The organism is Brakhagea slesvicensis (assembly GCF_052161625.1).
Classification (GTDB): domain Bacteria; phylum Planctomycetota; class Planctomycetia; order Pirellulales; family Pirellulaceae; genus JBKCUI01.
This window is the reverse complement of the sequence record NZ_CP197412.1, coordinates 1,843,759-1,859,237: the sequence shown is the minus strand read 5'-3', so window position 1 is coordinate 1,859,237 and position 15,479 is coordinate 1,843,759. Positions and strand designations below refer to the sequence as shown.

Genomic DNA, 15,479 nt, shown 5'->3' with positions numbered 1-15,479 from the left:
ACATGGCATTCAGAACAATAGGTAAACAGCGAATGGTTTTCTTTCGAATGGGGATTGCGATAGCCATTGCGTTGATCGGCTCGGGTGCAGCATTTTGCAATGAAGTGCAGCGAAGACCTAACGTGCTTTTCATTTTGACCGATGACCAGCGTTGGGATGCGTTGGGACTTGCTGGGCACCCGCACTTGAAAACACCGAACATCGATCGTCTGGGAAAGGAAGGGATCTACTTTCGCAATGCGTTTTGCACGACATCTCTCTGTTCGCCGAGCCGCGCCAGTATCCTGAGCGGACAATATGCTCACAAACACGGGGTGAAGGATAATTTCACCGATTATCCAGCTCATCTACAGAGTTTTCCGAAGCGATTGCAGCAATCTGGGTATGCAACTGCATACATCGGTAAATGGCATATGGGCGAAGAGGATGACTCGCCCCGCCCTGGATTCGATTGGTTCGTAACGCACAAAGGGCAAGGCAAGTACTTCGACACCGAGTTCAATTTGAACGGTTCGAATCGGCAAGTCATCCCGGGCTATTACACCCATGTTGTCACTGACTTGGCGGAACAATGGCTCGGCAAGCAGGACGGTAGCAAACCGTGGTGCTTGATGATCGGTCATAAAGCTCCTCACAGTTTTTACTTCCCTGAAAAGAAATACGAAGCCACATTTGCCAAAGTTGCTGTTCCGTATCCTGAGACCGCTTTTCAATTAGCGAACAAGCCGGCTTGGATCCGCGAACGGCTTTACACTTGGCATGGTATTTATGGCCCCCTCTTCGATTGGAGGAAGAAGTTTCCTGACGATAGTCCCGCGGCGGTGAAAGACTTTGAAGCGATGACGCGAGCCTACTGGGGCACTCTCCTGTCGGTCGATGACAGCGTCGGCCAGCTTCTACAGACGCTTCAAGAACGAGGCGAGCTGGAGAATACCATTATCGTTTATATGAGCGACAACGGGATCTTGAACGGAGAGCATGGGATGGTCGACAAACGAACGCCCCACGAGCCGAGCATTCGCATCGTGCAGCTAGCCAAACTACCAAAGCGATTTCTTCCTAGCGGCCCCAAAACCATCGATCAGCAAGTTTTGACCATTGACATGGCACCCAGCCTGCTCGAACTATGCGACGCGTCTCCGCTGGATGGAATCGATGGCCGTTCATGGGTCCCTTTGCTAAAACAAGACAATCCGCCATGGAGGAAGTCTTGGCTTTACTATTACAACTACGAGAAGCAGTTCCCTTACACACCCAACGTTCGCGCGGTGCGCACCGACCGTTGGAAGTATGCGCGTTACCCGCACGGTGATGGCTCTCCCGACAAACACTTGGCAGAACTTTACGATCTGAAAGCAGATCCTGAAGAAAAGCAAAATCTCGTCGCATTACCAGAATATGCCCCGATTGTTCGAGAGATGAAAGCGGAATTGGCACACACAATGCTGAGCGTTGGATTGAGCGATGGGATGGATCCCATGCCAATCGATGAAGGGGTGAAGCAGGAGCTTCCTGATCAAAAGATTCGCTAACCTAGGATGAATGGAATGAAGGGATTGTACCTGTCGCTCGTCGTGATGACGACTTTGTATGTAGGCGCGATGCGGCTACCGATGGCCAATGCTCAAAATAATCCGTTGAGCGTGCACGCAATCGCTGGCCAGCCCTACGGAGTCGCACAGGTCGTGATTCCTGCCGGTCAAGTGTCCGAAACAGCTTCGGTGCGATTGATTGTCACGAACGAGGAGTCGCGAGTCTTTTTTCCCGCGATCGATATTGTGACCACGGAGCCACAACCCGCTCCTACACCTCCGCCTCGCATCGCCTCGGAACGGCCTCGCATCGGTGCTTTGGTACAAAGAATCCGCAATGCGGTGAATTTGGCAAAAGAGCAAATCGACCCGCCCGAAGTTGTGCGGGTTCAATTTCTTTTCACAGGAGAGAATCCCTTCACGATTCAAATCGCAGGCGATATCAACACGTCGGTTGAGGTCCGCCCACTTGCCCCGGGGCAAACTACGCCTGCGGAGAATGGCAGAGCCCCACTTAACTTGGAGATGTTGCGACAATCGTGGTGGGATGGTTATGTCGCCCAAGCCAAAACTCAAATCGAGCGAAGCGATTATCCCTCCATCGTTGAAAACTACTTGATCCATATGCTAGGTCGGCGATTTGGTTATCCGATCCCCGATCTCTCTCGAAAGCCGGTCAAGCAACAGGAACCGCAGCAGGATCCGATGCCAACTATCGCGTTGGTGGCGGGAGTCGAGTCCCTTCGATCGGAATTGCATCGTGAAACATTGAACCAATCCCCAGGATTGGAACAGCCCATGCGACCGATTCCGCCCCCGCCCCGTTGGACGGAGATCGCATCCCCGGCAGTACCGGAGGAGCTTGCCGTCGAGGCGATTGCCTATCGCATCCCGCCGGAATGCTTCTACATCCGGTTCGGTAGCTTTGCTAACTTTCTCTGGTTCAAGCAGTTTGGTGAATCGCGCGGTGGTGATTTGGCGCAGCTCGCCGTTCTGCGTGGATTGAACTATCAGACCAACGATCGCATGGAGAGGATGCTTAACGCCAAAACCACGATGGTGGGCAAGCTCTTTGGCGACTCGATCATTTCCGATATGGCAATCATCGGTCAAGACTTGTACCTCCAGGAGGGACCCACGATGGGGATCCTCTTCGAAGCGAAGAACATGGCCTTGCTAAGATCTTCCATGGAGGGTGACCGAAAGACAGCCTTGCAGCAATATCGGTCGCGAGGCATCAAGCTTGAGGAGGTCGATGTTGAAGGCAAAAAGATTTCATTGCTAAGCACGCCGGATAATCAAGTCCGATCGTTTATGGTTGAACGAGACAACTACCTTCTCCTGACAACGAGCCAATCCATTGCAAAGCGATTCCTCGAAGTCGCCGACGGTCGGCCGTCGCTGGCGCACTCCGATGCGTTTCGGTTTGCCCGGTTCACGATGCCTTTGAGCAACGAGTACAGCGTGTTCGCCTATCTGTCCTCCGAGTTCTTCCGGAATTTGGTATCCCCCCAATACCAAATCGAGTTGCGTCGGCGACTCAAAGCGATCGCTTCGATTGAGATCGCCGAGATGGCTTCGCGTGTCGCCAACGCTGAAGCGAATGCATTGGGATCGGAAAGAGAGGGTTCGATTGATTCGTTGATGCGACGGGGGTATCTCCCCAATACCTTCCAATCCCGCGTGGATGGTTCGCAAACACTTTTGTTCAGCGGACAATGGCACGACTCGCTTCGAGGCGCTCGAGGTAGTTTTCTTCCTATCGCCGATGTTCCCCTCCTCGAATGTTCCCAGGAGGAGTTCGATGACTATCAGGAGCAATCGCACTTCTACGCCACCCGTTGGCAACAGACCGATCCTATGATGTTCGGCATTCGCCGCTTCACAGATCAAGATGTACCCTCTGTCGAGAACTTGGTCGTCGAGGGATACATCGCTCCGCTGGGCCGAGAAAAGTATGGATGGATCTCGCGGCTTCTAGGAGAACCGGTTCAAACGGAGATCGAACTTCCTCGCGATGACATGATCCATGTGCAAGTCCACTTGTCGGGTGAAACACCTCTCGGGCGTCCATCTCCCAATCACGTACTTTTTGCTGGGGTAAAGGATCTTGATCCTCCTATCCCAGGTGAAACGAAAGGTCTGCTGGCAACGCTTCGTGTGCTCAAGTCGATTCCAGGTTACGTCGGGACTTGGCCAAGCCCTGGATATCTCGATCGCCTTCCGTTTGGATTGGGAGGAGGAGCACCCGACGTCTACGGATTTTCTCGCAGTCTATTTGGCTTGTGGCGTTGGCAAGGGGGTGGGTTCAGCATTGTATCGTTCGACCGCAGCATCCTCGAACAATGCTTGAACTGGATTCGACCAGTGCCTGCTGCCGATTACGCGCAAGGTCGCGTGTTTATCGGGGATCTTAAAAACAGTCGCGTTTCTTCTTTCTTCAATATTCTCTCCTTTCGGCGAGCGGCCCAAACTTCGCGGGGCAATCTCATGCTCTTGGATGCGATGCAAGAACAGCTTCATATCCCAACCGAGGAGGCGCTCCGAGCAGCCGAACAGCTTCTGGATGCGAAGTTGCAATGTCCGCTCGGGGGAATCTACGAGCCAGCGAAAATGGCATCGGATGGGAGATTACGCTACTGGATTAGCACCGCTTGGGATGCGAGCGTTGAGAAACCACGTATCGAAGCCGGTCGCTCCAACCCCGCCTACATCGGATTCGATCCAGAGCATGCGATTCCCGCCCCGACTTATCGAGTCCCTTGGTTGGATTGGTTCCGAGGCGCCCACGCTCACTTGACCCAGCTACCCGAGCGGCTCGTTTTGATCAGTCGAATCTCCATGGAACGGCTCCCGGTGACACCCACCAACTCAGCTTCTTCGGAGGAAAGCGAAAAATTACCCACGATGAATCTCGATCTGTTCAATCTCCCATTTCAGTTCTTCCAAGGGGATAAGCCCAGCGGCAAACCAGCGAACAAAGATGCGCCGGAAGCTGTCCCTCCCGTGAAAGCAGAACGAAAGGACTTCTAGGCGAGCGCGCCACCCTGGCGTGAGAATTGGGCCTGAGCATTGAGATCGCGCTCACTTCATGTACCATGACGTGGCAGTACCATGAGGTGGCAAGCGCCGCGTGGTGAACCAATTTTCGTACGTATCTCAACGCTGGAAGAGGTCGGAATGGCACGATGGCTTTTGAACCTAACATGGATCTGCCTCCTTGCCCTACCCGCTTGGTCGCAAGAGGCCTCCCCGTCTTCCTCTTCCTCTGCCCAGACGACAGCTACCCAAACGACGGCGACAGCTCCTGTCCCCGTCTCGGTCAAGTCGGTATCGGAGATCATCTCCAACTGGAAGCCAGAACACCGACTCTATATTCGCGGTAATGTAGGAGTCGATTCCAAACGTCTCAACGATCTAGCGAAATGGCTCCAGCAAAACGGGCCGCACTGGGTAGTTGTCCTCATGGATGATGCAAGCGGCGAAACCTACCGAACTCCAAACCAACGTTTCTCCGGTGTCGATGCGGTCGAGGTGCAACTGGGGACCCGACTGAGTAACGAAACCGACTTCGGAAAATTCGAGCACCCCCGCACCCAAGAACCGGATGGAGCTGTCCTGGTGCTCATGCTCAAACAGCGACGGGTTTCGTACTTTGCATCCGACGCCCAGGATTCCCGAAACTTGGGAGAAAGCCACTGGAAAGGGGAATTGGACCAGCCCGCTATTCTCGCTATGAAGTCCGGGGGACGTGTAATCGATGCCGTCCAAAACACGATCAAGAACATCAATCAGCGCCTAGATCAGACGATCCAATCCGATGCAGACCGCGAAGCTGCCATCGCATTGGCCAAACAGCGAGAGGTAAGTTCTTTTCAAGTTGCGGCAGCAGCAACGAAATCCCAAATCCAAGAGGTCGAATCTCATCGCGACCGTTTCAATAAATCGTACCCTGCTGCGACCGGGCCGCTCGTATCCCCACCGACCGAAGGATGGCGACAGCGCATTCAAGCCTTCGAAATGGATGTTAACGCAGAGAATGTGAGAACAATCCAAACGACCTTCGCAAAAACGAAATCAGAAATAGATCATTACCTGCATGGATACGCGGAGGTCGAAGGTCTCGACTCCAATTTGGCGAGATACTCAGCGTCGATTCAAAGACTCACTTCAGCCAACGAGCAAAAGATTGCACCGAACCTTATCGCAATCGAAAAGGCTATCGCCGATGCGAAGAAGTCCGCTGCCCAAGGTGAAATGGATGTTGAGCAGCACCTAAGTGAACTGAATACCCTGCTAGAAAAAGCAACGACTGAACTTGACGTCGTCCAGAGAGCCGCAGCGCAACGACAAGCGATCTGGGAGTGGACGCGGCGTATCGCGATCGGGTTGTTGGTGGCTTTTGCCGCAGGTGTCGCACTCTTTATGCGACTCCTCCATCAGCGACGTGTTCCGATCATGAACAAGGCGATTCGCGAACTGGCAATCCGCGAGGATGCGGTGCAGAAGGAAACGGATCGAACCGGTGTTCTCTTTACCCGCACGAACGACTTACTCGGGTCGAAAGATCGAGTGGAAAAGCGAGGATACGAAGGCAAGACGAAAGATCTGGCTCTGCAAATACTAGCGACCATCGACAATCTCTTCATCCTCTCCAAAGAGATGCGGCGTGTCCTCGAGTTGGCAAAGAATGCCATTCATCCCACCGATTGGCGGGATCGGTGGAAGAACCACTTCAGCTCCGAACTCTACTCCGAGGGTATTTCGTTACTAAATGGAAAGACCCTTTCATTTCAAGAAGCGCATGGGCTCCCACGGATCCTACGGCAGCAGACGCGAGAAGAGTATGCAGCCAACGCCAAAGGTGAAGTCGAAATTACCTACGAAACCGCCTTCGCATTGTTCGAGCAGCAAGGTATCGAAGCAACCGCGATGCTCGATCGTTTGGAACTTGCCTTGATGAACGCCCAAGATCAGCTATCGCAATCTCAGCACCAACTCGACTCGACGCTAGAGCTGGATCGGTCCCTGTCCGATCAGAGCGACGGCCGCGTGCTGTGGGAACTCCCCTCGTTTCTGAACGTTGTCGCACCCAAACTGGCCAGCGAGCTTCGACAAATTGAGAGCAAAGCGATGTTCGATTCGGTCAGCGTCGTGGAAGATTGGCTTCCACCGATCAGGCAAAGAATTGACGCTGCCCACACCATTTTCAATCGTGTTAAACAGGGCTGCGAGGTGCAGTTCCCCGCAGCTACCGTTGAAGGCAAATCGCTTGCAGAATTCGGATACCGCACCGACTGGATCCCAAGTGAATTCCAGACGATTGTACGCGAATGGGATCACCGGCTCACGCGGATTGTTTCCGAACAAGCGAATGTGACTATCGCACCTTCGACTAGTTCGCCTGAAGTGATCGAATCCAAGCTGGATAGTGCATTCGAGGCTTTGACCCAACGTGTCGTCGCATTGAGCACCACAGCAAAGACCGTCATTGCGATGGAAAAGGATCGCGTTCCCACCCTCAAAGAAAAAGTTCGCTCGGCACGTGATTTGATTGCTGGGAAGCTAGGGCTCCCAACGGATCAAATCCACTTCGGAAAGCAATCCACTACAGAAAACAAATTTCAACGTGTGGAAGCTGAACTCCTTACGGCCAAGCAACTCATTGCCAAAGGTGATCATGCGGCGGCAAATAGCTGCGTCGAACAAGCAACCGAGCAGTTGTCAAAAATCGAAGGTGCAACGCAATCGGCCTTGGAAATAGTGGAGCGATTTCCCGAGCAATCCTCGACCTTCCGCAAAGAGGTCACTTCGAATCTGCAACGATGGACCGAGACCAGAACGCACCTGGAAAAATGGCAGTCGATTTACGACCCAAGCGTTCTTCAGAGCCAACCATCAAAACCATCGGACGCACCGAAGCAGCGTTCGCGATCTTTGGATCAAATCCTCGGAGAAGCCCACCAACGGCTTGAGTTTGCGTCCCAAATCATCGAGCAGGCGCAAACGAAATTCAATTCAGGCCATGTCGTCCAAGCGGCAGATAATCTCTTTGAATCCCAAAGTGCAATGGCGGAAGCCAAGTGGGGGGTCGATTTTGTTATCGAGTTCGGAAAGAGACTTGAACATCAAGAAACTCGAAACGAAGAGCATCGCCAAGAGCTATCGCGATGGGTGGAGGTGCTGGAAAAGAATCTTGAGGATCCCAAGGCGAGCCACGCCACGATTCAATCGATCCGAACTTTGATCCAATCAGCGAAAGCATCGCTCCAGGAGGATGGTTCGAACACTCGAAAGAATCCGATTGCGATTGCACGACGCTGGCAGGAGTTGGAAGAGAGGCTTAATCAGTTACAGTCGAAACTGGTTTCTGATCGCCAGGCTCATGCCGAAGCAGTCCGCGCCGTACGCGGGGCTAGAGAGCAATGGAATGCCGCTTGGACATTGGTTCAGAAATCACAAACGGATGGCATCCCCGATAGCACGGCAACGGTTCAAGCCAACGACCGAATTGGAAAGCTGAAAAACTCGGTCACCGCACTAGAAGGGGTGCTCGAGAAGCCGCATGGCGATTGGAAAGATATTGACGAGCAAGCGTACCGACTTCACGCTACGATCGACGGGGCTGCAAAAACACTTGCAGGGGAATTGGAGGATGCAGCTCGGGTCTACGAAGTCTTCCGCCGTAGCTCGCAAGCGGTATTCGATGCCGAGAATTGGATCGGCAAACGAGGCTCGCGAGTCAATGCGCACGACGGAACCGAACTGCTCGAAAAGGCCAGAAAGGCATTGCAGCGAGGTCGTTATCAAGACGTTGTGCATTACAGCCAATCCGCCTTGGAAGTCGCGACCGCTGCGATCCAAGCCGGAGAGCGAAACGAGCAATGGCTGGAAATGCAACACCGCGCTGAGACGCAACGGCGAAATCGACATCAACGTCGATCGAGATCCCCATTCGACGGAAACGGTCCCTTTGGCGGAGGCGGATCCATCGGCGGCGGATTTTGGCCGACGGTTTTCATCGGAGGAACAGGCTGGCCAAGCTCCTCATCGTCCGATTCCTGGTTTGGAGGTAGCAGTGGCTCCTCCGGGGGCGGTGGAGGTTTCGATATCGGCGGTGGCATCGATATCGGCGGCGGTGGCTGGGGCGGGTCCAGTGACAACGGTTCCGGTTTCTCGGGTTCCAGCTGGTGAGACCGAACTAGGAATTCCAAAACGGTTTTGCAGCTAGAATCAAACGACCAAAGACAAATCTCATAACATCCCTCCCGTTCCAAAAGGCATCTTTATGACTTCAAACCTTCCTCGCTTCGTCATGATTGGCGGGTTCCTCGGTGCGGGGAAAACGACCACCATCGCGAAATTGGCGAAGCACTATCAGTCGCAAGGCAAGAAGGTCGGTATTGTCACCAACGACCAAGCGACCGATTTGGTGGATACCAATTTGCTTCGCTCTCAAGGGTTCGATGTGGGGGAAGTCGCTGGTTCCTGCTTCTGTTGCAATTTCAATGCACTCACCGACACAGTCGAACAACTAGGCTCGGGCGACCGTCCCGATGTCATCATCGCGGAGCCTGTCGGGAGCTGCACGGACCTCGTTGCCACCGTCATTCGACCTCTCCAGCAAATCTACGATCAGCCCTTCGATATCGCCCCCTATGGTGTTATCGTCAAACCAAGTCACGGTCTCAAAATTCTCAAGAAAATCAAACGAGGTGGATTCTCTCCCCAGGCCGAATACATCTTTCGCAAGCAAATCGAAGAGGCAGATTTCGTCCTGCTCAATCGAATTGATGAACTTTCCGGCGACCAGGTGTCCGAACTGATCCAGCTGATTGAAGCGGACTTCCCTAACATGCCCTGTATTCGCATCTCGGCCAAAACGGGTGAAGGCTTCGAAGGACTTACCGAGTACCTCGAGCTTCGGGGTGAATTCGGAAAACGATTGATGGATGTCGACTACGATGTCTACGCGGAGGGAGAAGCGGAGTTGGGATGGCTCAATGCTCAACTCTCTGTGCAATCCGATCAACCTTTTGAAATCGATCGTTTGCTGGAGGATTTGGTGAATCGAATCCAACAATCGCTGAACAAAGAGGAATGCGAGGTTGCTCACCTGAAGGCCATCGGTATGCAAGATGGTCAATTTGCAGTTGTGAATTTGGTAAGCAGCGATTCTCGTTCGGTCCTTTCGGTCCCCAGTCGGCACTCAGCGATTGCGGCCGAGCTGGTCATCAACGCGCGGGTCGCCACCGATCCAGAACAATTGACCCAACACGTTCAAGACGCTATCGATTCCATATGCAATGAAAAAGGAATCCGCCATGAACTGCGGGCTCTGCAAAGCTTCAAACCAGGCCGGCCTGTCCCGACACATCGCATCCAAACTTGATCGAGCACAGATCGGCCCTCATCCACTCTTCGGTGAACCCAAATGTTTTTTGATTTCCAATCAATCCAAGCTGGTCAACGATACAAATTAATGACGGGCCTTATCGTTCCTCGGCCAATCGCTTGGGTTACCACGTTGCATGACAATGGCAAAGTCAACGTGGCGCCCTTTAGCTTCTTCAATGCAATCGGTACGGACCCTGGTCTAATTGTCCTCGGAATTAGCAATCATCCCGATCGCCCAAAAGACACGGCCGCGAATATCGAACGCACCGGTGAGTTCGTCGTCAATTTGGTGCCGAAACAATTCGCGCAAGCGATGAGCGATTCCGCCACGGATTATCCACCGAATATCTCTGAAGTTGACGAACTCGGTTTGACAACATTGCCATCGACATTTGTTCAACCTCCACGCTTGGCCGGTGTCCCAGCCGCTTTCGAATGCAAACTGGAACGGAGCTTGATGATCGGCGAGAATCGCGTGATCTTCGGACTGGTCATGGGGGCTTTTGTCGAAGACCACAAAATCCGGGATGCGGAACGAGGTATCGTCGATACCGAAGCGTTGCAATTGGTCGGGCGCATGGGCGGGTTAGGGGGGTACACCTATACCGACAGCACATTCCAATTGGAACGCAAAAAATTCCAACCCTCTTAGCTCAATAGGTCGCGAATCACGTGACCATGCACATCGGTCAATCGAAAGTCTCGACCCGCATATCGATAGGTTAGTTTCTCGTGGTCGAATCCTAGCAAGTGAAGCATGGTGGCGTGCAAATCGTGCACGCTCGTGGGCTTCTCCACCGCTTTGAATCCAAAGTCATCGGTAGCCCCGTAAACGGTGCCTCCTCGGATGCCCCCTCCAGCCATCCAAACAGAAAAGCCATAGTGGTTGTGATCCCGACCACTCCCACCTTCGGATACCGGTGTTCTACCGAACTCGCCGCCCCATAGAACCAACGTGTCCTTCAGCATATCTCGCTGCTTCAAATCGCGAAGAAATGCCGCGATCGGTTGATCGATCTCTGCTGCATTCTTACGAAGGTTTTTCTCGATGTCTCCGTGGTGATCCCAAGGTTGCCCCGCACCGTGCCACAACTGAACATACCGAACGCCTTGCTCCAACATCCGCCGAGCGATAAGCGTTTGACGTCCATGAACCGTATCACCATACGCCTCCAAGACCTCCTTCGGCTCTTTGGATAGATCCAACACGTCCGCGGCCTCCGTCTGCATACGAAACGCAAGCTCGAACGATTGGATTCGAGCCTCCAGTCGCGGGTCATCGCGATCGAGCGCGTGCCGGGCATTCAATTCACGAAGCATATCAAGCTGATGACGTTGCACTCGCTCGGTGGCGTGATGACTGCGAATGTTCTCGATCAATCGGTCGATCTCTCGATGTTGCGGATCGATAAAAGTCCCTTGAAATGCTCCGGGTAGAAATCCCGATTGCCAGTTCGCCGTATCCTTGATCGGATATCCACCCGGGCACATCGCGACGAAGCCTGGCAAGTTTTCATTCTCGGATCCCAATCCATACATCAGCCAAGAACCAAAACTTGGCCTCGATTGAATCGAATCCCCACAGTTCATCAACATTAGCGATGGCTCATGGTTGGGAACTTGCGCATACATCGATCGAATCACGGCGATATCGTCGGCATGCTCCGCAGTCTTTTGAAACAATTCGCTAATCTCAAGTCCACTCTCGCCATATCGGGAAAAACGAAAGGGAGAGGGGAGTGCTCCGCCTGTCTTCCTCTCGGTTAAATAGGATTGCGGCAAAGGCTTGCCCGCATACGTCTCCAACATCGGCTTGGGATCGAAGGTGTCGACATGCGATGGCCCACCGTTGAGGAAGAAATGGACGACTCGCTTTGCCTTGGGCGGGAAATGCGGCGGTTTAGGCTGAAGTGGATTCGAACCTGTAGAGGGGCCCTCAGCTTGTGAAAACTGGTCTCCGAGCAAGCTCGCCAATCCGAGGATGCCCATTCCCATGCCGGATCGAGTGATGATTTCGCGACGTGTCTGCATGGTTCAATCCACAAAAAAGGCTTCGTTTGACACCAATAACATCTGAGCCAATTGCTCCATTGGTGATAAGGGTATCTGCAGCGATCGCGGGAAATCGTCAGCACCATTCCAATGCCGTACGACAGACGGACTCGCTGACGCCGCGATGGGAGTCCATGTTACGTCGGGTACCCAATCGAGATCTTCATAGCTCAAACTCCCATGTAGCTCCGCAATAAAGTCGATCGTATCCCCCTCTTGGACTGCAAGATCCTCGATGTGGAATGTCTCTTCCCCATGTGCTACGACCTGCGATTTCAAAATCCCGTGCCGACTGGATAAAAGGATCCCTCGCACCCCATCCCCCTGACCATGCACATGCTTCGCAATCGAACGGATGGAAACGCTTCCTTCGCCCGGTGAGGTCCAACGACGAACTGCTGAATGCTGCAAATCGTTCCCTGTATGAATGGTTCTCGCGGTGATATGCACCCAGCCCAGCTTTGCATCCGGCAACTTCTCTCCACCTTGCCGATGGGTCGATGTCTTGTAAGGTAACTCTGTGAAATGAAGCAATCGATTGTTCGGTGCATCGATTTGCCCAAATCCGTATGACCACGCTTTCATTCGCTCTGCCTGCTGAGAAGCATCGGAAGCCGTTACCATCTTTTCCGCCTCGAAGAACCAGTCCGTCAGCCTTTTTCGCTCGTCCTCTGTCGGCCTTCGCTGCAAGACACGCTCGAATACTCCATCTAGTCTCGAAGTGAATTCCTGCCGCGGAATGCCGTCTGGGGGATGTCGCTCTAACTCAGCCACAACTCCGCGAGCCTGCGCGGCGACAAAGGGGTGATTGAGTGCGAACAAGGCCTGTTGCGGAACCGTCGTCTCGTTGCGCTCGGGGGCATGCATGTCGGGGTTCGCAAAATCGAAAACGCTGAGAACGGTCGGTAGGTACTGGCGATCGATCGTGCCGTAAATGGTTCGTCGCCTATTGGCGATTCCGTCTTCTACAAATAGATCCTGTGACTTGCCACCTCTCGAAATCTCCAATCTGCCGCTGGCTGCTAACATGCTGTCTCGCAGCACTTCAAAGGTGACACGCTTGCGATTCATTCTCCACAGATAGCGATTTTCGGGATCGATCCCCTGGGCCGCTATTCCATCGGAATCCCGTTCTGGACCGAGACTCGTTTGTTGGTAGGTCTCGGAGGTAAGGATCAATCGATGCAACCACCGGTTGTCCCAGCCGTGGGCCATAAATTCCCTCGCCAGATAGTCCAGCAACTCGGGATGACTAGGAGGCGTCGCGCGAACCCCAAAATCGCTCGGGGTCTTTACCAATCCCGCTCCAAAATACTGTTTCCAAACCCGGTTCACCCACACGCGCGCCGTGAGAGGATTGCGAGGGTCGATCACCCCTTTGGCCAACGCCAGACGACCGCTGCCCGACGAAACATGATGCTCGGACGCGCGCCCCAACACTCTGGGAAGGCCTCGGTCGACATCTGCCCCCTTGGTCGCGGGATTGCCCCGACGAAAAATACGCGGCTCAAAGGTCGATGGATTATCTTGAAGCACCACCGCATGGGGATGCTTGAGCGGATCCTCCAACAGCAATCGCTCCACCTCGCTCTGCCTCTTCCATAGTTCCACCACGGTGCCGTTATCCCACAACCACTCCATGTTCGCCATGTGCTCGGTGGGGATCACACATGGAGATTCACTGCGGGTGAGGAAGCCAAGCATCGATTCCCAAGCCTCCTCGCCAAATTCCTTTCGCAGAGTTCTTCCATGCAAAGCATCGTTCGCGCCTGATTCTGATTTTGATTCTCTCCAAGCTCTTAACAGAATTTCTTCATAGCGATTCGCAAGCTCCTTGATCGATGAAGGCGCATTGCTAAGCGACTGAAGAACAGCTGGATGCACCGTACCGGGGACCTCCTTCCATCGTGCGATGCGAACGGTCGACTCGGCTTCAAATTGATTTTCTTCAATGCCATTGAGTTCGATCCAAGGAAGGAATAGTGGGTCTCGCAGACGCGAGGCTCGATGAAGGTAATTCTCCCATCGATGGACAATGGCAGGAAGTAAATCTTCTTTGGAGCTCAGTTGACTGAAGCTGACATCGGGATATTCGCTCAGAGACCTTTGAGCCATCAAGTAATCAGCGATCCGATCCCGAATCCTGGCTTCTGCCTCCTCTTTTTGAGTCCGCAAATAGACCTTGTACGCTTCCTTTTTCTCCTCCAAGTTCTTCGCGCGATCGCCTGATTGCTCTTTCTCATCGGACAGTGCAACAAGTTGTTCATGCGAATTCTGAAAGATGCCAAATAGGGAGTAGTAGTCCGCCGTGGAGATGGGGTCGTATTTGTGATCATGGCATCGAGCGCAGCCCACTGTCAAACCGAGCATCCCTCGGCTGACAACGTCGATGCGGTCATCGATAATATCTGACTCGACACCGAGAAAGCGTCTGCCGAGCGTGAGAAATCCTAAAGCAACCCAATCCTGCTTCTGGCTATCAGGAAGACAATCGGCTGCGACCTGCAGTTCTAGAAATCGATCGAAGCGCATTCCTTGATTCCAAGCCTGGATCACCCAATCGCGATACAGCGGAGCGTGCACGTAAAATCGCTCCTCGCGCGCATAGACATATCCTTTGGTGTCGGAATACCTGGCGATGTCTAGCCATAACCTTCCCCAATGCTCACCAAACGAGGGGTCGGAGAGGAGAGTGTCTATCGATCGCTCCCAAGCCTCTACGGAAAAATTGCTAGCCAGAGACTCAACCGAGGCGAATGAGGGTGGCAGACCTGTGATGTCATAGTGTGCACGACGCAATAAGGTGCGAGGGTCTGCTTGTGGAGATTTGGGTAATCCCATTTCTTTTCGCTTGGCATCGACAAATGCATCGATCGGATTCTTGCGATCTTGTTCTCCAGTCGGAGAGCTTGTCTCACGCGGAGGTTCCGCTTCAGACAAAGGCTGAAACGCCCAGTGCTTCCGCAGAACATCGTCTGCGGAATCACCTTTCATCTCGCGGGATTGGGGCCATACCGCTCCCTGCTCAATCCATTCGCGAAACCATGCAATCTGTTGCTCGGTCAACGCCGGTCCGGACTCGTCGGGAGGCATGCGAACCTCCCCATCCGTTTCGATGATCCGTCGATAAAGTTCGCTCTCAGTCGGCTTGCCTGCAACCAGTACAGGACCGCTCTCCCCGCCACGCATGGCGCTCTCCGCGCGATCCAGTCTCAATTCTGCCCACTGTTTTTCCGCGCCATGGCACGAAACACAACGATCGATCAAGATAGGGCGGATTCGAGATTCAAAAAACTCCTCCGCCCCCCTGGTTTGGCTATCGCTCGTTTCTTGGGAGAGTGACGAACAAGCCAATGCACCGACCAAGATCAAACCGACCGATCCTGATGCAAGCCGACTAATAGTTCTGTACCGGTCGTTCGACATCGAACTTTTAACGCCTGGGTGGGAGGAGGAGGGAGGTGGCGGGAGGGAAGGGGGAGCGTGAGGGAGAGAGGG

General features: G+C 53.5%; 7 protein-coding genes. 5 read left to right on the top strand and 2 right to left on the bottom strand.

Features of this window, described 5'->3' with window-relative positions; translation table 11 throughout:
- Window positions 1–2 precede the first annotated feature (2 nt).
- The 5 genes from SH467x_RS07195 (at window position 3) to SH467x_RS07175 (ending at window position 10,581) form a co-directional block, all read left to right on the top strand.
- A complete protein-coding gene (locus tag SH467x_RS07195) occupies window positions 3–1,532 on the top strand; it encodes a sulfatase family protein (protein ID WP_482370596.1) in 1,530 nt (509 codons plus the stop codon).
- Window positions 1,533–1,547: 15 nt separating this feature from the next.
- Window positions 1,548–4,565, top strand: a complete 3,018-nt coding sequence (locus SH467x_RS07190) for a hypothetical protein (RefSeq protein ID WP_482370595.1) — start codon at window positions 1,548–1,550, stop codon at window positions 4,563–4,565.
- A 147-nt stretch (window positions 4,566–4,712) separates the two neighbouring features.
- Entirely contained in the window at window positions 4,713–8,726 is a 4,014-nt protein-coding gene (locus SH467x_RS07185) for a hypothetical protein (RefSeq protein ID WP_482370594.1), read from the top strand.
- 94 nt (window positions 8,727–8,820) lie between these two features.
- Entirely contained in the window at window positions 8,821–9,924 is a 1,104-nt protein-coding gene (locus SH467x_RS07180) for a GTP-binding protein (RefSeq protein WP_482370593.1), read from the top strand.
- A 90-nt stretch (window positions 9,925–10,014) separates the two neighbouring features.
- Window positions 10,015–10,581 (top strand): flavin reductase family protein, encoded by a 567-nt coding sequence (locus SH467x_RS07175; protein WP_482370592.1) that lies wholly within the window; start codon window positions 10,015–10,017, stop codon window positions 10,579–10,581.
- Here the strand turns inward: SH467x_RS07175 and SH467x_RS07170 are convergent.
- Both SH467x_RS07170 and SH467x_RS07165 read right to left on the bottom strand, forming a co-directional pair.
- Window positions 10,578–11,960, bottom strand: a complete 1,383-nt coding sequence (locus SH467x_RS07170; RefSeq protein ID WP_482370591.1) for a DUF1501 domain-containing protein — start codon at window positions 11,958–11,960, stop codon at window positions 10,578–10,580. The two genes, SH467x_RS07175 and SH467x_RS07170, sit on opposite strands and share 4 nt — an antisense overlap.
- A 3-nt stretch (window positions 11,961–11,963) precedes the next feature.
- Window positions 11,964–15,407, bottom strand: a complete 3,444-nt coding sequence (locus SH467x_RS07165; protein ID WP_482370590.1) for a PSD1 and planctomycete cytochrome C domain-containing protein — start codon at window positions 15,405–15,407, stop codon at window positions 11,964–11,966.
- Between the last annotated feature and the right edge of the window lie 72 nt (window positions 15,408–15,479).

What these genes read in the sequence shown, in the direction of transcription:
- SH467x_RS07195 (WP_482370596.1), top strand. Translation starts at nt 3, where the DNA reads ATGGCATTCAGAACAATAGGTAAACAGCGAATGGTTTTCTTTCGAATG.
- SH467x_RS07190 (WP_482370595.1), top strand. Translation starts at nt 1,548, where the DNA reads ATGAAGGGATTGTACCTGTCGCTCGTCGTGATGACGACTTTGTATGTA.
- SH467x_RS07185 (WP_482370594.1), top strand. Translation starts at nt 4,713, where the DNA reads ATGGCACGATGGCTTTTGAACCTAACATGGATCTGCCTCCTTGCCCTA.
- SH467x_RS07180 (WP_482370593.1), top strand. Translation starts at nt 8,821, where the DNA reads ATGACTTCAAACCTTCCTCGCTTCGTCATGATTGGCGGGTTCCTCGGT.
- SH467x_RS07175 (WP_482370592.1), top strand. Translation starts at nt 10,015, where the DNA reads ATGACGGGCCTTATCGTTCCTCGGCCAATCGCTTGGGTTACCACGTTG.
- SH467x_RS07170 (WP_482370591.1), bottom strand. Translation starts at nt 11,960, where the DNA reads ATGCAGACACGTCGCGAAATCATCACTCGATCCGGCATGGGAATGGGC.
- SH467x_RS07165 (WP_482370590.1), bottom strand. Translation starts at nt 15,407, where the DNA reads ATGTCGAACGACCGGTACAGAACTATTAGTCGGCTTGCATCAGGATCG.